The sequence below is a fragment of the Flavobacterium daemonense genome (genome assembly GCF_007341385.1).
Classification (GTDB): Bacteria; Bacteroidota; Bacteroidia; order Flavobacteriales; family Flavobacteriaceae; genus Flavobacterium; species Flavobacterium daemonense.
Map to the genome: position 1 here is coordinate 20,616 of NZ_VJYD01000017.1, position 18,234 is coordinate 38,849.

At 34.7% G+C, this 18,234-nt stretch carries 17 protein-coding genes and 1 pseudogene; 15 read left to right on the forward strand and 3 right to left on the reverse strand.

The features are described 5' to 3' along the window. Positions 1 to 11 precede the first annotated feature (11 nt). Together FND99_RS17780 and lysA are read left to right on the forward strand one after the other, a co-directional pair. Positions 12 to 1,466, forward strand: a complete 1,455-nt coding sequence (locus FND99_RS17780; RefSeq protein WP_144339285.1) for a glutamate synthase subunit beta — start codon at positions 12 to 14, stop codon at positions 1,464 to 1,466. Between the two features lie 640 nt (positions 1,467 to 2,106). After that, positions 2,107 to 3,333, forward strand: a pseudogene (lysA, locus tag FND99_RS17785) (diaminopimelate decarboxylase); the annotation flags it as partial. Between the two features lie 390 nt (positions 3,334 to 3,723). Here the strand turns inward: lysA and FND99_RS17790 are convergent. Beyond that, positions 3,724 to 4,932, reverse strand: a complete 1,209-nt coding sequence (locus FND99_RS17790; RefSeq protein ID WP_144339287.1) for an MFS transporter — start codon at positions 4,930 to 4,932, stop codon at positions 3,724 to 3,726. 100 nt (positions 4,933 to 5,032) lie between these two features. Between FND99_RS17790 and FND99_RS17795 the strand changes: the two genes are divergently transcribed. From FND99_RS17795 to FND99_RS17850, 12 genes are all read left to right on the forward strand, one after another. Further along, complete coding sequence (locus FND99_RS17795; RefSeq protein WP_144339288.1) at positions 5,033 to 5,851, forward strand: AraC family transcriptional regulator; 819 nt, start codon at positions 5,033 to 5,035, stop codon at positions 5,849 to 5,851. A 122-nt stretch (positions 5,852 to 5,973) separates the two neighbouring features. After that, a complete protein-coding gene (locus FND99_RS17800; protein ID WP_144339289.1) occupies positions 5,974 to 6,336 on the forward strand; it encodes a hypothetical protein in 363 nt (120 codons plus the stop codon). A 40-nt stretch (positions 6,337 to 6,376) separates the two neighbouring features. After that, a complete protein-coding gene (locus FND99_RS17805) occupies positions 6,377 to 6,826 on the forward strand; it encodes a hypothetical protein (protein ID WP_144339290.1) in 450 nt (149 codons plus the stop codon). 15 nt (positions 6,827 to 6,841) lie between these two features. Beyond that, positions 6,842 to 7,309, forward strand: coding sequence for a DinB family protein (locus tag FND99_RS17810; protein ID WP_144339291.1), 468 nt, complete (start codon positions 6,842 to 6,844; stop codon positions 7,307 to 7,309). 18 nt (positions 7,310 to 7,327) lie between these two features. After that, positions 7,328 to 7,789, forward strand: coding sequence for an RDD family protein (locus tag FND99_RS17815; protein ID WP_144339292.1), 462 nt, complete (start codon positions 7,328 to 7,330; stop codon positions 7,787 to 7,789). 117 nt (positions 7,790 to 7,906) lie between these two features. Then, a complete protein-coding gene (locus tag FND99_RS17820; RefSeq protein WP_144339293.1) occupies positions 7,907 to 8,395 on the forward strand; it encodes a hypothetical protein in 489 nt (162 codons plus the stop codon). Positions 8,396 to 8,469: 74 nt separating this feature from the next. Further along, complete coding sequence (locus tag FND99_RS17825; RefSeq protein WP_144339294.1) at positions 8,470 to 8,952, forward strand: DUF1572 domain-containing protein; 483 nt, start codon at positions 8,470 to 8,472, stop codon at positions 8,950 to 8,952. A 62-nt stretch (positions 8,953 to 9,014) separates the two neighbouring features. Continuing rightward, positions 9,015 to 9,380 carry a hypothetical protein gene (locus tag FND99_RS17830; RefSeq protein WP_144339295.1) on the forward strand — a complete coding sequence of 122 codons (366 nt, stop codon included), beginning with the start codon at positions 9,015 to 9,017 and terminating at the stop codon, positions 9,378 to 9,380. Between the two features lie 221 nt (positions 9,381 to 9,601). After that, positions 9,602 to 10,789 (forward strand): hypothetical protein, encoded by a 1,188-nt coding sequence (locus FND99_RS17835; RefSeq protein ID WP_144339296.1) that lies wholly within the window; start codon positions 9,602 to 9,604, stop codon positions 10,787 to 10,789. A 153-nt stretch (positions 10,790 to 10,942) separates the two neighbouring features. After that, a complete protein-coding gene (locus FND99_RS17840) occupies positions 10,943 to 11,269 on the forward strand; it encodes an ArsR/SmtB family transcription factor (RefSeq protein WP_144339297.1) in 327 nt (108 codons plus the stop codon). Continuing rightward, positions 11,259 to 11,759 carry an SRPBCC family protein gene (locus FND99_RS17845; protein WP_144339298.1) on the forward strand — a complete coding sequence of 167 codons (501 nt, stop codon included), beginning with the start codon at positions 11,259 to 11,261 and terminating at the stop codon, positions 11,757 to 11,759. The genes FND99_RS17840 and FND99_RS17845 overlap by 11 nt, the downstream gene beginning before the upstream one ends. Positions 11,760 to 11,801: 42 nt before the next feature. Then, entirely contained in the window at positions 11,802 to 12,305 is a 504-nt protein-coding gene (locus FND99_RS17850) for an SRPBCC family protein (protein ID WP_144339299.1), read from the forward strand. Positions 12,306 to 12,474: 169 nt separating this feature from the next. On the opposite strand, the gene FND99_RS17855 is transcribed toward FND99_RS17850, so the two are convergent. Next, positions 12,475 to 14,010, reverse strand: coding sequence for a YifB family Mg chelatase-like AAA ATPase (locus tag FND99_RS17855; RefSeq protein ID WP_144339300.1), 1,536 nt, complete (start codon positions 14,008 to 14,010; stop codon positions 12,475 to 12,477). Between the two features lie 80 nt (positions 14,011 to 14,090). After that, the gene (locus FND99_RS17860; RefSeq protein WP_144339301.1) at positions 14,091 to 15,068 is read right to left on the reverse strand and encodes a Gfo/Idh/MocA family protein; all 978 of its coding nucleotides are present in this window, start codon (positions 15,066 to 15,068) and stop codon (positions 14,091 to 14,093) included. Between the two features lie 131 nt (positions 15,069 to 15,199). Here FND99_RS17860 and FND99_RS17865 point away from each other — a divergent pair, with 131 nt between their 5' ends. Beyond that, positions 15,200 to 18,199 carry an amidohydrolase family protein gene (locus FND99_RS17865; protein ID WP_144339302.1) on the forward strand — a complete coding sequence of 1,000 codons (3,000 nt, stop codon included), beginning with the start codon at positions 15,200 to 15,202 and terminating at the stop codon, positions 18,197 to 18,199. The last annotated feature ends 35 nt before the right edge of the window (positions 18,200 to 18,234 follow it).

Here is an 18,234-nt window from a genome sequence, read left to right on the forward strand (position 1 = left end):
TTAAAAATGTCATGGGTAAAATAGGCGGATTTAAAGAATATAACAGAGCCGACGAAAGTAATTTAGCAGTAGCAGAACGTGTTTCGAACTACAACGAATTTACTATTCCGGTACCAAAAGATAAATTAAAAGAACAAGGATCAAGATGTATGGACTGTGGAATTCCTTTTTGCCACAGTGGTTGTCCGTTAGGAAATTTAATTCCTGACTTCAACGACATGGTGCATCAGGAAGAATGGCAAAGCGCATTAGAGATTTTACAATCTACTAATAACTTCCCTGAATTTACAGGACGCTTATGCCCTGCTCCATGTGAGAAATCATGTGTATTAGGAATCATCAAAGATCCGGTTTCTATCGAAAACATCGAAAAAAGCATCGTAGAAAGAGGTTTTGCTGAGGGATGGATTAAACCACAGCCTCCAAAAAAGAGAACTGGAAAAACCGTTGCCGTTATTGGTTCAGGGCCTGCTGGTCTTGCAGCTGCTCAGCAATTAAACAGAGCGGGTCACACGGTTACTGTTTTTGAAAGAGACAACGCAATTGGAGGTTTATTACGTTACGGAATTCCGAATTTCAAATTAGAAAAAGGAATTATCGACCGTCGTGTAGCTATCCTTGAAGCTGAAGGAATCACTTTCAAAACTGATGTAAATGTTGGTGTAAACTTTAGTGTTGAAGAATTAAACGCATTCGATTCTATCGTTTTATGCGGAGGAGCAACTGAAAGAAGAAGCCTGCCAACTAAAGGAATCGAAAGCAAAGGTGTTGTTCAGGCAATGGATTTCTTAACGCAGCAAACTAAAGTTTTATACGGAGAATCAATTCCGGATCAAGTTAAAGCAACTGGTAAAGATGTAATCGTTATTGGTGGTGGAGATACGGGTTCTGACTGTATTGGAACTTCTAACAGACACGGAGCTAAATCGGTAACTAACTTTGAGATTTTACCAAAACCTCCAGTTGGAAGAAGTGAGTCAACTCCTTGGCCTTTCTGGCCGTTGCAGTTAAAAACATCTTCTTCTCACGAAGAAGGTTGCGACAGAAACTGGCTGATCAATACAAAAGAATTCATTTCTAATGATAAAGGTGAATTAACTGGATTAAAAACGGTTGAAGTGCAATGGAAAATGACTCCAGGTCAACGTCCTGAATTAATCGAAAAAGAAGGTTCTGAGAAAATCTGGCCTTGCGATTTAGCTTTATTAGCTCTTGGATTTACAGGTCCTGAGAAAACGTTAAGCGAGCAATTAGGCATCGAAACTGATATGAGAAGCAACTATAAAGCTCATAACTATCAGACAAACGTTCCTCACATTTTCACTGCTGGTGATATGAGAAGAGGACAATCATTAATCGTATGGGCTATTTCAGAAGGTCGCGAAGCAGCAAGAGAGGTAGATTTATTCCTTATGGGATCTACAAACTTGCCTACTAAAGGAAAAGGAGATTTACCGAGTCTATAATTTTTTAAAGATTCTGAGATACTAAGATGCTAAGGTTCTAAGTTTTTTCCTTGCATTTTATTAATCTTTTCCGATAAACAACATAACTACTAACAAACCCTTGAATTGATATTCAGGGGTTTTGTTTTTTTGTTTGCCACAGATTACACAGATTAAATGGATTTTTTTTTTAGCCACAAATTACACGAATTTTCACTAATCTTTCTTTTCTCTTTGGCTTAAATATTCAAATATAGCCCGTGGTTTCAACCACGGGAAATGTTATAGATTGAGCGTAATCATATATTGCGTCCCCGTGGTTGAAACCACGGGCTATATTTTGAGCATTTTTTGCGAAAAATCTACGATTAAAAATTTGTGGAAATTCGTATAATTCGTGGCCAAAAAAAATCCATTTAATCTATATAATCTGTGGCAAAAAACAACTTCAACAGCATTTAAGAATAAGTTAATTCATAAATTCATGGCAAAAAAACTTAGTACCTTAGCATCTTAGAACCTTAGCATCTTTAAAAAGGTTATAAAAATCCAAAACAAGCAAGTTTTTGTTCAAAATAAAACAATTTGTTATATTTTGTTATTTTTCTACAATTAATTTGCAGTTACTCAAAAGTGTAATAACTTTGCCCAAAATGATTTAAAAATGCAAGCAAAAGATTTACTGCAGTTAGCAGACCAATTTGGAAGTCCATTGTATGTTTACGATGCCGAAAAAATCCAATCTCAGTACAACAGATTAACTAAAGCTTTCTCTAAGGTAGAAAACTTAAGAGTTAATTACGCCATGAAGGCATTGTCTAACGTTGCGATTCTTCAGTTATTAAAGAACATGGGGTCTGGCTTAGACACTGTATCAATTCAGGAAGTTTTATTAGGACTTCATGCTGGCTATGAACCCGAAAGAATTTTCTTTACACCAAACGGCGTTTCTCTTGAAGAAATCGAAGAAGTTGCCGCAATGGGTGTACAAATCAATATCGACAATTTATCTATTTTAGAGCAATTCGGAACAAAACATCCACATATTCCAGTATGTATTCGTATCAATCCACACGTAATGGCGGGCGGAAATGCAAATATTTCTGTTGGACATATCGATAGTAAATTCGGAATTTCTGTTCACCAGATTCCGCATATCTTGCGAATTGTTGAAAATACAAAAATGAGCATTGTTGGAATTCACATGCACACAGGATCTGATATTTTAGATATCGAAGTATTCTTGTATGCTGCTGAAATCTTGTTCGATACTGCTAAACATTTCAAAGATTTACAATTCTTAGATTTCGGAAGCGGATTCAAAGTTCCTTACAAAAAAGACGATATCGAAACAGACATCGAAGAATTAGGTAAAAAATTATCAAAAAGATTCAACGCTTTCTGCGCTGAATATGGAAGAGACTTGACTCTTATTTTCGAACCAGGAAAATTCTTGGTGAGCGAAGCAGGTCATTTCTTAGTAAAAGTAAACGTAGTAAAACAAACGACTTCAACAGTTTTCGCTGGAATCGATAGTGGTTTCAACCATTTAATTCGTCCAATGTTTTACGGATCTTCGCACCATATCGAAAACATCTCGAATCCAAAAGGAAAAGAGCGTTTTTACTCTGTTGTAGGATACATTTGCGAAACGGATACTTTCGCTAATAACCGCAGAATCGCAGAAATCACTGAAGGTGACATTTTAGAATTCAGAAATGCCGGAGCATACTGTTTCTCAATGTCTTCGAACTACAACTCAAGATACAAACCAGCCGAAGTTTTATGGATGAACGGTCAAGGAATCTTAATTCGTCAAGCCGAAACATTCGAAGATTTACTTAAAAATCAAATTCCGTTGCCACAAGAAATTGCTGCAACAGTTTAAAATAAAAAAAAAGAGAATATCAATTGTTGAAATCCCGTTCCCGAAAGGTGAATGGGATTTTTTTGTTTTTGTTTCACGCAGATTTTGCAGATTTGAGCAGATTTTTTCTATTGCCTATAATTGTCTGACTAAGTTAAGTAACTCCCCTGCTAGCGCGAGCGTCTCGCTCGTGAACACAAGTCGTATAAATCAATAATATAAAACTTCAAATGCACGAGCGAGACGCTCGCGCTAGCAAGCAAAAAAGAACACAAGATATTTTAAATTTGCCTCCAGTTTTAACTGGAGGAATATGTCAAAATTAGAAAAGGCTTTAGCCAAATTGTAAATAATTTGGCTAAAGCCTTAAACACTTTTATCTTTTTCTCATCCAGCTAAAGCTGGACGCAATTAAACTTTCTTCCTCCCCTCAATATTCGGTAAGAAACCCGTAATAATCCCAATCAAAGGCAGAAACGCACAAATTTTGAAAACATATTCTATACTTGTTGCATCGGCGATTTTTCCTAGAACTGCTGAGCCTAAACCTCCCATTCCAAAAGCAAATCCGAAGAAAAGACCGGCTACTAAACCCACTTTTCCTGGCAATAATTCGGTTGCGTAAACTAGAATTGCAGAGAAAGCCGAAGAAAGAATCAATCCGATAATTACAGATAAAGTTCCGACCCAAAATAAACCTACATAAGGCAGCATCAAAGTAAATGGCGCAACTCCAAGAATTGAAACCCAGATTACATATTTTCTTCCAATTCGGTCTCCAATTGGGCCTCCAATTAATGTTCCCGCCGCAACAGCCCCAGAAAATAAGAATAAATAAACTTGTGACTGCTGAATCGAAATATGAAATTTATCAATCAAAAAGAAGGTATAATAACTCGTAATACTACTCATGTAAAAGTATTTAGAGAAAATCAAAACCAACAAAATAATCAACGAACCAATAACTCTGTTTTTTGATAAATGATGTGTTTCAATTTTAAGCACGGCTTTATTGGCATTTCTTTCAGACAAATGTTCCGTGTACCAAAGCGCAATTTTATACAAAGCAAAAATTCCAACTAAGGCAATAATACAAAACCACGCCACATAACTTTGTCCGTGCGGAATGATAATAAAAGCCGCTAATAAAGGTCCGATAGCGCTTCCGGCATTTCCTCCTAATTGAAAAATGGATTGCGCCAAACCTTTTTTACCGCCCGAAGCCAAATGCGCAACACGCGAAGATTCTGGATGAAAAATCGAAGATCCAATTCCGATTAAACTTACTGATAACAATAGAAAAGTAAAACTGGAAGCAATTGAAACCAGAAATAATCCAGTCATAGTAAAACACATTCCAATAATTAGCGAATATGGTTTTGAATTTTTATCGGTATACATTCCCACAAACGGCTGTAAAATAGAAGCCACGATTTGATAGGTAAAAGTGATAATTCCGATTTGAGTAAAACTCAGTCCGAAATTTTCTTTAATAAGTGGGTAAATTGACGGAACAACAGCTTGCAAAAGATCATTAATTAGATGCGAAAAACTGATTATAAAAAGTATTGAATACGTTGTTTTTTTAATTACTTCTGGTTGTACTTTAACGGTTTCCATGAATTGTTTTTAGGTTAATCTTCATTTTAAAAATAACAGCTGTATTATTTATTTACAAAATTGAAATAAATAACTTTGTCAAAATTGCTATATTTGGACAATGAATAATCAGATTCGGACATATCGAATGGCACAGGATTATGGATATCAAGTTGATCCATCAATTCCTGTTATTGGTTATACCGAAACGGTAAATAACGAAATGTGCATTTCGCACTCGCATCCGAGAGCGCAGCTTATTTATGCAACGCGTGGTGTGATGCATGTTGTGGTCGGGAATAACATTTGGGTTGTAAATCCTTTGCAGGGATTATGGCTCCCGAGCGGTGTCGAACATCAGGTCACTTTTCAGAAAGACGTTAATTATTACAGCGTTTTTATTGATCCGTCTGCGACTGAAGGATTGCCAACGGACAGTTTTTCTTTTGATATTCCGATGTTCTTGAAACAGTTGGTCTTCAAAATTATTACATTCGGGACAGAAGGAAATTTAACCGATTCACAACTTAGAATTATTGCCGTTTTTCTAGATGAATTATCGCAGATTGTACCAAGTGCCACTTTTTTGCCAACAACAAATAATGAAAGACTCCAAAAAGTTGTTGATCTTTTATTGAATGATGTTGCTAGTAAACACAACATTGATTATTATGCCGAACTTTCGTTTATGAGCAGCCGCACTTTATCGCGTTTATTCATCAAAGAATTAGGAATGAATTTTAGCGATTGGCGCGCTCGTTTAAAGCTGATCGAAGCTATTAAACGATTGGGCGAAAAACAATCCATTAAAGAAATCGCACTAGATTTAGGCTACGAAACCGCCAGTGCTTTTATTTTTATGTTCAAAAAGCATTTAGGAAAAACACCTTCAAATTATATTTTAGAAGATGAAAATGATACAGATAAAATATCCGCATAAATTTTTCGGATAAAAAAACTTGAGTCAAAAATTGTTGAATTCTGCTTAAGGTCTTTCCTATTTTATATAGCATTTAATATTATATTCGTGTAGAAAAAACTTCATTATAAAAAACAAACAAAATGAAACCGCAAATACGCATCCTTCTTTATTCAATTCTTTTCTTTTTATACCTTACAACAACTACAGCTTTACTCGAAATTGGAGAAAAATTAAAAACCGATCCTTATGTAACTTTAGGATGTGGTTTTGCCGTTCTCAATTTACTCTATGCTTTTTTGGCCTTGAAATGGAACACATTACTTAATATAATTTGCTCGATTTCCATCGCAGCTTTATCGCTGTTTTTGGCTTTAAAGTTTACTAATTTACGCTTGCTTGACAATTATGATCCGTATTTAGTTAAAACAGCGATTTTTACCAATGCTGTTTTTTCTATTATCTTTTGGGAAATTGTTTATCAGGTGAAGATTAGAAAATCATAAATCTAAATAGCATAACTTCCAAATCCAAACCCAAAAAACCATGAAAATTACGATTTCCCTGTCGGCATTATTCCTACTATTTGCCACAAATTTATTCAGCCAAACCATCGCTGATCTAAAATTAAAACCTAAAGAAATTCCGAAAGCTTATACATTTAACGACGGCAATATTTGCATTTCGCCACAAGCTTGTACTTTTTATAATGATATTGAAACCTATAGCAATATTGTTGGAACTGTAAAAAGCAAAGCAATTCAGAATTTCAGAAGCAAAGGCGACCGCGGTTCTATCATGTATTTTGAATTTGAGCACGTTTTTAAAGGCGATCGTTTTCTGCAAGGATTATTGTGGGGAAAAGACGGCCAGCCAACCGATGAACATCCTGAAGAATACGAGGTAAAAGGAAAATTTTTGATTATTTGGAGCTTCCGTGCTGATAGTCCTTTACGAGAAAAATCAGAAGCTAAAATTGAGGCACTTTTGCCGTAAAAAGCAGCTATAAAAATGAATAGACAAGGCGCGGTTGGAGCATTGCTCGACATTTATGAGCAGGCAATTTTAGATCTTAAAAATGTCATTAAAAACATTCCTGATCAGGCTTTAACAAAGATTATAGATCAAAAAACAACAAATGAAGATTGTAAATCACTACAAACTATTTTATCACATGTTGTAAGATCTGGCTATATCTATGCAATAAATATTCAGAACCTGAAAGGACATAATTTCCCACGACCAGAAAAGGTTTTTCATTTAACTGTTGCCGAATATTTAAATGATTTAACTGAAGTTTTTGACTATACTGAAAATGTTTTTAAAGAAATAAAAGACCATGAATTAGAGGAATACGACAATTCATTAAAAATGATGACTTCTTGGGGACAACTTTATGATATTGAACAATTAATGGAACACGCAATTGTACATGTTTTGCGTCATAAAAGGCAAATTGAAAAGTTAAAACACGATTAAGACATACCAAAATAACCAATGAATCAAGAAAAAATAGCAACTAAACCAAATCTTAAAAAAAGAATACTTGCCGGATTAATTGATTATACTTTAATGTTTGGAATGCTCTATGTAATGTTTATTTATTTTGGAGTAAAAACCTCAAACGGATACTCATTGCACGGATTTCCAGCATTACTAACAACAATTATTTGGGGAGTCTATATGATTGGATTTGAATTTAATTTCGGCGGAACTCTCGGAAATCAGATGTTTGATTTAAAAGTGGTTTCGATTCGAGATACTGATAATACAAGTGTAACTTTTGGTCAATCGCTAAAGAGACATTTGCTGGATATTTTCGATATTTGGTTTTTCGGTCTTTTTGGAATTCTCTTAATTAAAAACACAAAATACAATCAAAGACTTGGTGATCTTTGGGCAGAAACAATTGTTATTGACGCAAAAGATGAAGAACAATTTTGCAGGCGTTTTATTTAAATAGCTTTGATCTGAGAAATTTGTTTCATTTAAAAATAATTTCAATTGGCTCTAGCTTTAGCTGGAGATTAATAAAATAAATTCCGAAGAGGCTTTAGCCAAAAAAATTCCTGAAAAATGAATCAAACTGAAGCCCCAATAAACAATCAAGAAATCAAAATCATAAAAAGAAAAGTAGAGAAAACAAAAATTTTCTTATTTGTATTTGTTTCCTTTATTGCACTTTGGTCTTGGGGAATGAGCAATACCGATTCTTTGTTTTCGTTATTCAACATTATAGTTTTTGTTTTCGTAATCATAACCCTTATTGTCTTAATACTTTTCTTAAAAAGACTCCAAACAACAAGAAAAGATGTCGAATCTAAAATCAAGATTGTTAGCACTTTTAAGGTGATTGACAAGTATCGAGAGTCAAGTCGAAACTCTTACAATTATATCATTGTATTTGACTCTAAAGATATCCCCAAATATGAGGTTACAAAAAGTAATTATGACCTTATAAATATTACCGACTCTATTGAGATCGAATATTCAAAATTTGCTTTTTGGATTCTCAAAATTGAGCATAAAGGCAATGATATTGAGAATAAATACTTTATTCAATAACACTAAAATTTCAAATTTCCGCAGGTAATTTTTTATATTAGTATTTTAAATTTTCCATCTAAATTTATTAAACAATGAAAAATACAGTCGAAATTGCTAATCGGTTTAGAGAAGTTATCTTAAACGGAACTTGGATTGCAAACACTAATTTTAAAGATCAGCTCGAAAATCTGGATTGGAAAATTGCAGTAAGTCCAATTCAAAATTTAAATACAATTGCAGTTCTGGCGCAGCATATTCATTATTACATCAAAGGCATCAATCAGGTTTTTAAAGGCGGGACATTGGACATAAAAGATAAATTCAGTTTTGATTTTCCTCCTATTCAATCGCAACAAGAATGGGATGCTTTTCTAACTAAATTCTGGAATGACGCTGAAGAATTTGCTTTTCTAATTGAACAAATGCCAGACGAAAAACTCGACGAAGGTTTTGTAGATGTTAAATACGGAACCTACAAAAGAAATATTGAAGCTATGATTGAACATAGTTATTATCATTTAGGCCAAATTGTATTGATTAAAAAACAGCTTAACAATTTAAAAGACTTAGCCTAAAATTTCATTTCAATTCACTATAAATCATTTAAATAGAATTAACTTTTTAAAAATTTAAAAACATGAAAAAACTATTTTTAGCATTTGTATTTTTAATTGGCTTATCGGCAACTGCACAAACTTCTAAGGAACTTATTGGAAAATGGCAATTGGTAAAATGGACGAAAAAGGGAAAAGAAAAAAGCATTCAAGATTATTTTAAAACAGATCAGGTTTTTCAGGTTTTTAAAGAAAATGGTGATTTTGACAGTCTTGTGGGCGATGAATCGCATAAAGCAAAATGGAAATTATCTAAAGACAATTCTGAACTTACTATTATCTCTGTTTTACTGCCAATTAAATTTACAATAGATTATTTTGACAGCCAAAAACGCGTTATCACTTCATCGCAAGTAGGAACTTTTGAATATAAAAAAGTAGCGGACTAATGAGAATTTTTTCTGAATTTCTTATAAAAACAAAAGGTCTGATCTAGCCCCGATAAAGCCGATATCCTCGCATCCCGATGGCTATCGGGAGAAGAGATAAAGACGAAAGCGGGACTGGAAGTTCTTATGAAAACAGGAGTTTCTGCTTCTAAAATAAATCAAAAAAAGGCATAGTTGTTGAAAGTTAAAAAAGATATATTTACACTTTCAAAAAATACAACATGCAAAAAATTACTTTTCTATTTTCTATATTATTTTTAGCCTTTTCGTCTTGTGGGGTAAAAACTACTCAGGCGTTAATAAGCGACGGAAATTATGACGGCGCTATTGATCGCGCAATCGAAGCTTTACGAACGAATAAGGATTCTAAAGGCAAACAAGATTATGTTTATTTGCTTGAAGAGGCTTTTGCAAAGGCGAAAGATCGTGACTTGCGCAATCTTGAAATGCTGAATAAAGAAAATAATCCTGCGAATGCTGAGCGCATCTATAATACTTATTTACAACTGAATAACCGTCAGGAAAAAATCAGGCCGATTTTGCCTTTGAAGTTGATAAAGCAAGGAAGAGATGCCATTTTTCCGTTTGATAATTATTCGAATGAACTTGTAAACAGCAAAAATGCGCTTTCAAAATATTTATATGAAAATGCTTCGGCTCTTTTAAAATCCAACAATAAAATGGATTTTAGAAAAGCATATGATGATTTTGCTTATTTGGAAAGCATTAATCCTGGTTATAAAAACACCAAAAAATTGATGGATGACGCACTTTTTAAAGGAACCGATTTTGTGGATGTTTATGCGAAAAACGAAACCAATATGGTGATTCCGAAAATGCTTCAAGACGATTTATTGGATTTTAAAACTTATGGATTAAACGACAAATGGACGGTTTATCATAGCGCTAGACAAAAAAATGTGAACTACGATTACAGTCTGATTATTAATTTTAGAGACATTTACATTTCGCCAGAGCAGATTAAAGAGAAGGAATTCACTAAAGAAAAACAGGTGAAAGATGGCGTAAAAACGCTTCTAGACAGCCGTGGAAAACCTGTAAAAGATAGTCTTGGGAAAGAAATTAAAGTGGATAATTTTAAAGTGCTGCGCGCTTCGGTTTATGAATTCAGACAATTTAAATCGTGCCAGGTTACTGCTCAAGTTGATTATGTTGATTTGAAAACGAATCAGCTGGTTCAGACATTTCCTGTTGCCAGCGAATTTGTGTTTGAAAATATTTACTCGACTTACAAAGGCGACAAAAATGCGTGCGATGACAATTATCTTGGCAACTTTAATAAGCGCGCGATTCCGTTTCCGAATAACGAACAAATGGTTTTTGATACGGGTGAAGATTTGAAGGCGAAGCTGAAAGATATTATTGTCAAGAATAAATTTCGACGATAATTATGTAACACGAAAACAAATAAAAAGGCGCATTTTTGATGCGTCTTTTTTTGTTTATAATCTTTTTGAATAAAAAAAATAATCTTTTTTAATTGCGCAACCAAAAAGTTGCGTATATTTGCAACTAATTAGTTGCGTAATTTTATTTTAAAGATGAAACGAGATATTTTTCAGGCAATTGCCGATCCAACTCGAAGAGCCATTTTAGTTTTAATTTCTTCAACGGCATTAACTCCAAATGCAATTGCAGAACAATTTAAAACTACAAGGCAAGCTGTTTCTAAACACATTAAAGTTTTAAACGAATGTGATTTATTGGAAGAAAAAAAAATGGGCAGAGAAATTTATTATCAGCTCAAAATTGACAAGATGAAAGAAGTTGATCAATGGATGGAACAATTCAAGAAAATTTGGGAAAGCCGTTTCAGTCAATTGGATCAAGTATTACTTAATTTAAAATCTAAAGAAAATGAAATCTGATTTATTAATGAATTTTTCCTTAGACAAGGAAAATAAAACGGTAAATGTAAAACGTAAATTCAATGCGCCATTATCAAACGTTTGGTCTGCTTGGACAGAAGCAGAAATATTAGACCAATGGTGGGCGCCAGCTCCTTTTAAATCAAAAACAAAAAGCATGGAATTTAAGGAAGGCGGGCGAAGATTGTATGCAATGGTGAGCCCTGAAGGCGATGAACGTTGGAGCTTTTTTGATTATACATCTATTTCGCCAAAAACGAATTTCAAACATACCTCTACTTTTTGTGATGCTGATGAAAACCCGATTCCGAATTTTGGAAGTTCGAACTGGAGCGTTACATTTTCTGAAGAAGGGAATTCAACAATTGTCGACATTGCCATTCACAGAGACAATTTAGACGAAATAGAAAAATTAATCGAAACTGGCTTCAAAGAAGGATTTACATCAGCAATGGACAGCTTGGATAAAATTTTGGAAGCTGGAAAATAAATGCCTTTTAAAATCAAATAACGAATTTAAAATCTGAAGAAAATGAAATCAAATCTTTTAATGAATTTTACTGTAGATAAAGAAACTAATACTGTAAATGTAAAACGTGAATTTGGTGCTTCGTTATCAAATGTTTGGTCGGCTTGGACGGAGCCTGAAATCTTGGATCAATGGTGGGCACCGGCACCGTGGAAAGCCCGAACGAAAAGTATGGATTTTAAAGAAGGCGGACGTCGACTTTATGCGATGGTTGGTCCAGAAGGCGAAGAGCATTGGGCAATTGCCGATTTTACTTCAATAACGCCGAAAACAAATTTTAAATATTCCGATGCTTTCAGCGATGCTGAAGGAAATTTAAATGTCGATTTTCCACGTTCTGACTGGAATGTGAGTTTTTCTGGAAAGGGTGATTCAACTTTTGTTGACATCGCTATCAAACACAAAACTTTAGAAGATCTTGAGCAGATTATTGCAATGGGCTTTAAGGAAGGTTTTACAATTGCGATGGAAGGTCTGGATGCGATTTTTGCAGAGAAACAAAAATAATTTTTCATTATATTTTACATGAAATCCTGCTTTGCCAAAAGCAGGATTCTTTTTAACAATTGTCAGGCTGAGCGATCCCGAGGCTTCGGGATCGCTCAGGGTGACAATCATTTTTACAATTCACAATTCACAATTCACACTTCACAATTTACAATTAACAATTAATAATTTAACCCAGCCATCCTTCCCTATCCAAGCTTCTGTATTGAATTGCTTCGGCGATGTGTTGGGAGATTACTGTTGGTGCATTATCTAGATCGGCAATTGTTCTAGATACTTTTAAAATTCGATCATAAGCTCGTGCAGAAAGATTGAGTCGTTCCATTGCAGTTTTCAAAAGCTCTTTTGACTGTTCATCTAATGCACAAAATTCCCTAATGAGTTTGCTGCTCATTTGCGCATTGTAATGTATGTTTTCAATTTCTTGGAAGCGTTTCGTTTGAATTTCTCTGGCTGCTGTAACACGTTTTCTGATTTCGACACTGCTTTCGGCTTTTCGGTCATCTGCCAGTTTTTCGAAAGGAACGGGCGTTACTTCAATATGAATGTCAATTCGGTCCAAAAGCGGACCCGAAATTTTACTCATATAGCGTTGCATTTCGTGTGGAGAAGACGTATTTGGCATACTTGGATCGTTGAAAAAACCACTAGGACTCGGATTCATACTCGCCACAAGCATAAATGATGACGGATATGTAACGGTAAATTTAGCTCTTGAAATGGTTACTTCACGATCTTCCAATGGTTGACGCATAACTTCTAAAACATCGCGTTTAAATTCTGGCAATTCATCCAGAAATAAAACACCATTGTGCGCCATCGAAATTTCTCCCGGCTGTGGGTAACTTCCGCCCCCGACTAATGCGACGTTCGAAATAGTGTGGTGCGGGCTACGAAACGGTCGCTGATTCATTAAACCGACTTCTTTCAGTTTTCCGGCAACGCTGTGAATTTTGGTGGTTTCGAGTGCTTCTCGCAACGTCATTGGAGGCAAAATACTTGGGACACGTTTTGCCAACATGGTTTTTCCTGCTCCTGGCGGACCAATTAAAATGATATTATGACCTCCAGCGGCGGCGATTTCCATACAACGTTTAATGCTTTCTTGACCTCGAACATCTGAAAAATCGTGCTCAGGGAAATCGAGAGTTTTATAAAATTCGGTTCGAGTATCAATTACAGTGGGTTGGAGCGTTCCTTTTCCTTTAAAGAAATCTATTATTTCCTGAAGATTTGAAACGCCATAAACATCGAGTCCGGCCACAATCGCCGCTTCTTTTACGTTTTGAATTGGGAGAAAAAATCCTTTATAGCCCTCTTCTTTTGCTTTTATTGCAATGGGTAGCGCACCACGGATAGGTTGCAGACTTCCATCTAACGAAAGTTCGCCCATAATAATATATTGTTCAATTTCGGGTGCTTTTATTTGATCAGAGCCAATTAATATTCCCATTGCGAGTGGCAAATCGTATGCAGAACCTTCTTTTCTGAGGTCGGCAGGCGCCATGTTGATGGTTATTTTTTTTCCGGGAAGAGTTAATCCATTATTTTTTAAAGCGGCCGCAATTCTAAAACTGCTTTCTTTTATTGCGCTATCAGGAAGTCCAACTAAATGATAACCAATTCCTTTATCCATATGAACCTCAATCGTAATTGTGGTTGCTTCTACTCCAAAAACGGCACTTCCGTAAACTTTTACTAACATAATTCTTCTTTCATTAATTGTTTTTAAAACTAATGAAAAAAAATAATTATTGTAAATATTTTATTACAAATAAATTTAAATTAAAACGATAATCCAATCTGCTTTTTAATCTCCTCCACAATCCCACTCAAATCTAAACTATTCTGATGCGACCAAAACTCACTTTCAATCTGACTATTTCGAATACAATTATGACACTCGATAATTTCATGCGAATATCCTTTTCCCAAAACCGGCAAACTGATAACGGCTTCTTTTTCGTCGTTTATAAATAAAGAATATCCATCGGCAACAAACCAAGGCGAATTAAGTTCGATCCTTCCTTTACTTCCCGCAATAGTTGCTTTCATATCCGAATCAGAAACTATAGAAGCATGCAAAATCGATTGTGCCGATTCATATTGCAAAATCATTGAAGTCTGTAAATCAATATTGTTTTTATGCATAATTGCTCTGGCGATAATTTCCTTTGGTTTACCTATTAGTATATAAGAGAGAAATAAGGGATAAACGCCAATATCAAACAACGCGCCTCCGCCCAATTTTTCATCAAAAAGTCTAAGATTTTCAGTTTCGCTTCCGCGGAAAGCAAAATCAGCATTGATGTATTTTATTTCTCCGATTTCTCCCTTTTCTATTTTTTTCAGAACTTCTTTTGTTGTCGGAATAAATCTGGTCCAAAATGCTTCCATGAAAAACTTTTTGTTCTTTTTTGAAGCTTCAATCATTCGAACAGCATCAGAATACGAAAGCGCAATAGGTTTTTCGCATAAAACATGTTTTCCAGATTCTAATGCTTTTATAGACAATGCAGCATGCGAATCGTGCGGTGTGGCAATGTAAATAATTTCTACTTCTTCATCAGCAAAAAGCGCTTCATAAGAATCGTATGCTTTTGAGCAATTGTATTTTTGGGCGAAATCATTTGCTTTCGAATCATCTCTGGAAGCAACTGCAACTAATTCAGCATCTTCTAGCAATGATAAATCAGATGCAAATTGATGTGCAATATTTCCTAAACCAACAATTCCCCATTTTATTTTTTGTAAATTTTTCATAAATGTCTTATATACACTATACGTCAGCGGTTTAACTAAATCTTCATCTAAAATAGAGAAAAAACATTTTAGAAAATTAAAACTTATCTAACATATTTTCATATTTTTAGCAACAAATTAGCAAATACCATATGAAAAAAGCCCTACTACTACTCTTTTTGAGCGTTTTTTTAACAAAAACATATGCTCAAGACTATTTCCCTGTTAATGAAAGTGTGCACAACAAAAGTAAAAATTACACCGTTTTTACGAATGCCACCATTTATGTTACTCCAACTCAAAAAATCGAGAAAGGAACTTTGCTTATCCAAGACGGAAAAGTAGTTTCTGTTGGAACTAACATCGCAATTCCAAAAAACAGCATCACAATTGATCTGACAGGAAAAACAATTTACCCATCATTTATTGATATTTATACCAATTTTGGAATCGAAAAACCAAAAGGAAACATGACTCCAGGACGTAGCCGCAACCCGCTTTATGACACAAAAAGAACGGGTTATTACTGGAACGAAAGTATTCGTCCTGAAGTAAACGGTTACGAAACTTTTAAATACGATCAGCCTAAGGCCGATGAATTTTTGAAAGCTGGTTTTGGTGTTGTTGGAACTCACGTAATTGACGGAGTCGCTCAAGGAACTGGAGCTTTGGTTGCGTTAAACAACGAAAACAACTCAAAACAAATCCTTGCAAACAAATTAACAAATCACTTTGCTTTTACAAAAAGCGCCTTGACAAATCAGCAATATCCAAGTTCTTTAATGGGTATGATGGCTTTGCTTCGTCAAATGTATTTGGATTTAGATTGGTACAAAAAAGGCAATTCTGAAACTAAAGATTTGTCATTAGAAGCTTTGGCAAGCAATGAAAAACTGGTTCAGATTTTTGCAACAGAAGACAAATTAAACAGTTTGAGAGCTTCGAAAATTGCAAAAGAATTTGGTTTAAACTATGTTCTAAAAGGAAGCGGAAACGAATTCGAAAGAATTGAAGAAATCAAAGGTACGAATGCAAAATTTATCATTCCGATAAGTTTCCCAGACGCTTATGATGTTTCAAATCCGTATTTATCAAACCAAATTGAATTGGCTGATATGCGTTTCTGGAATCAGGCGCCTACAAACTTAAAAGTGCTTTCAGAAAACGGAGTTGTTTTTGCTTTGACGACTGATAAATTAAAGAAAATTGAAGACTTTAAACCTAATTTATTAAAAGCTATTAAATACGGTTTTGATAAAACAAAAGCTTTAGAAGCTTTGACTACAATTCCGGCGGCTATTTTAGGAAAAAGTGACGAAATAGGAAGTTTAAAAACAGGAAGTTATGCCAATTTCATTGTAACTTCAGGAGAAATTTTTGACGAAAAAACGGTTTTATTTGAAAACTGGGTTCAAGGAAGCAAATTTATCGTGAATGATATCAATGCAAAAGATATTCGCGGTAATTATGACTTGACAGTTGGAAAAGATACTTACAAATGGAAAATTGACGGAACAGCTGAAGCTCAAAAATCTGAAGTTACAACAGTTGATGCAAAAAAAGTAAAAAGCACTTTTTCTATTGCTAAAAACTGGGTTTCTTTAGTAATCAAACCTGCTGATACTATTAAATCTAACTTTGTGCGTTTAACAGGATTTGTTGAAAAAACAGATGCTCTTTCTGGAAAAGCCGTTTTATCAAACGGAGATGAATTAGTTTGGAACGCTGTAAAAACGAGTCCGTTTGTTGCTGTAAAAGATACTTTAAAACCAGAAAAACCAAATCCGGTTATGCCTGTAACGTATCCAAACGTTGCTTTTGGTGATACTAAAAAACAAACAGCGCAGAATTTATTATTCAAAAATGCTACTGTTTGGACAAATGAAAAAGAAGGAATTCTGACTGAAACGGATGTTTTAATCAAAAACGGAAAAATCGCTGCTGTCGGCAAAAATCTTTCTGATGCAGGTGCAACTGTAATTGATGCAAAAGGAAAACACATCACAAGCGGTATCATTGACGAGCATTCGCATATTGCAATTTCTAGAGGTGTAAACGAAAGCGGACACAACTCAACTGCCGAAGTTACAATTCAGGATGTTGTAAACTCAGAAGACATTAATATTTACAGAGATTTAGCTGGAGGTGTGACGATTTCACAATTACTGCACGGTTCTGCAAACCCAATAGGTGGTCGTTCTGCAATCGTAAAATGGAAATGGGGATCTTCTGCAGATGAAATGTTATACAAAAATCAACCTAAGTTCATCAAATTTGCTTTGGGTGAAAACGTAAAACAAGCAAACTGGGGAATTGATAATCCAACTCGTTTCCCACAAACCAGAATGGGAGTTGAACAGGTTTTTACAGATTATTTCCAACTTGCTAAAGAATATGACGAAAACTGGAAAAAATTCAATGCCGGAAATAAAAAAGGAAAAGCGCCAAGAGTGGATTTAGAATTACAAACGCTTGCTGAAATTTTAAACAAAGAACGTTTTATTACGTGTCACTCTTATGTAGAATCAGAAATTTTGATGCTGATGAATGTTGCTGAGAAATTCAACTTTAGAGTGAATACTTTCACACACATTTTAGAAGGTTACAAAGTGGCTGACAAAATGAAAGAACACGGTGTTGGAGCTTCAACATTTTCTGATTGGTGGGCGTATAAATTTGAGGTTAATGATGCCATTCCGTACAACGGACCAATTATGCACAACGCAGGTTTAGTAGTTGCTTACAACTCTGATGATGCTGAAATGTCTCGAAGATTAAACCAAGAAGCTGCAAAAGCAGTAAAATACGGAAACGTTTCTGAAGAAGATGCTTGGAAATTTGTCACTTTAAATCCTGCAAAATTATTACATATCGACGATAAAGTAGGAAGCTTAAAAGTAGGTAAAGATGCCGATGTTGTTTTATGGAGCGAAAATCCATTGTCTATTTATGCTAAAGCTGAAAAAACAATTATTGATGGTGTAGTTTATTTTGATATCGAAAAAGATGCTCAGAAACAATTGGACATCACTAAAGAAAGAAGTCAATTGATTGGACAAATGCTGCAGGAAAAAAATAAAGGAAACAGCACTCAAGCACCAACAAGAAAAGAGAAAAAAGAATATCACTGTGATACTTTAGAACAGTTATAAGAGCTTTAGAAAATTCATAATGATAAAAAGAGACA

Bases quoted from the DNA above. Each gene is read 5' to 3' on its own strand.
- FND99_RS17780 (WP_144339285.1), top strand. From the start codon at position 12: ATGGGTAAAATAGGCGGATTTAAAGAATATAACAGAGCCGACGAAAGT.
- FND99_RS17790 (WP_144339287.1), bottom strand. From the start codon at position 4,932: ATGGAAACCGTTAAAGTACAACCAGAAGTAATTAAAAAAACAACGTAT.
- FND99_RS17795 (WP_144339288.1), top strand. From the start codon at position 5,033: ATGAATAATCAGATTCGGACATATCGAATGGCACAGGATTATGGATAT.
- FND99_RS17800 (WP_144339289.1), top strand. From the start codon at position 5,974: ATGAAACCGCAAATACGCATCCTTCTTTATTCAATTCTTTTCTTTTTA.
- FND99_RS17805 (WP_144339290.1), top strand. From the start codon at position 6,377: ATGAAAATTACGATTTCCCTGTCGGCATTATTCCTACTATTTGCCACA.
- FND99_RS17810 (WP_144339291.1), top strand. From the start codon at position 6,842: ATGAATAGACAAGGCGCGGTTGGAGCATTGCTCGACATTTATGAGCAG.
- FND99_RS17815 (WP_144339292.1), top strand. From the start codon at position 7,328: ATGAATCAAGAAAAAATAGCAACTAAACCAAATCTTAAAAAAAGAATA.
- FND99_RS17820 (WP_144339293.1), top strand. From the start codon at position 7,907: ATGAATCAAACTGAAGCCCCAATAAACAATCAAGAAATCAAAATCATA.
- FND99_RS17825 (WP_144339294.1), top strand. From the start codon at position 8,470: ATGAAAAATACAGTCGAAATTGCTAATCGGTTTAGAGAAGTTATCTTA.
- FND99_RS17830 (WP_144339295.1), top strand. From the start codon at position 9,015: ATGAAAAAACTATTTTTAGCATTTGTATTTTTAATTGGCTTATCGGCA.
- FND99_RS17835 (WP_144339296.1), top strand. From the start codon at position 9,602: ATGCAAAAAATTACTTTTCTATTTTCTATATTATTTTTAGCCTTTTCG.
- FND99_RS17840 (WP_144339297.1), top strand. From the start codon at position 10,943: ATGAAACGAGATATTTTTCAGGCAATTGCCGATCCAACTCGAAGAGCC.
- FND99_RS17845 (WP_144339298.1), top strand. From the start codon at position 11,259: ATGAAATCTGATTTATTAATGAATTTTTCCTTAGACAAGGAAAATAAA.
- FND99_RS17850 (WP_144339299.1), top strand. From the start codon at position 11,802: ATGAAATCAAATCTTTTAATGAATTTTACTGTAGATAAAGAAACTAAT.
- FND99_RS17855 (WP_144339300.1), bottom strand. From the start codon at position 14,010: ATGTTAGTAAAAGTTTACGGAAGTGCCGTTTTTGGAGTAGAAGCAACC.
- FND99_RS17860 (WP_144339301.1), bottom strand. From the start codon at position 15,068: ATGAAAAATTTACAAAAAATAAAATGGGGAATTGTTGGTTTAGGAAAT.
- FND99_RS17865 (WP_144339302.1), top strand. From the start codon at position 15,200: ATGAAAAAAGCCCTACTACTACTCTTTTTGAGCGTTTTTTTAACAAAA.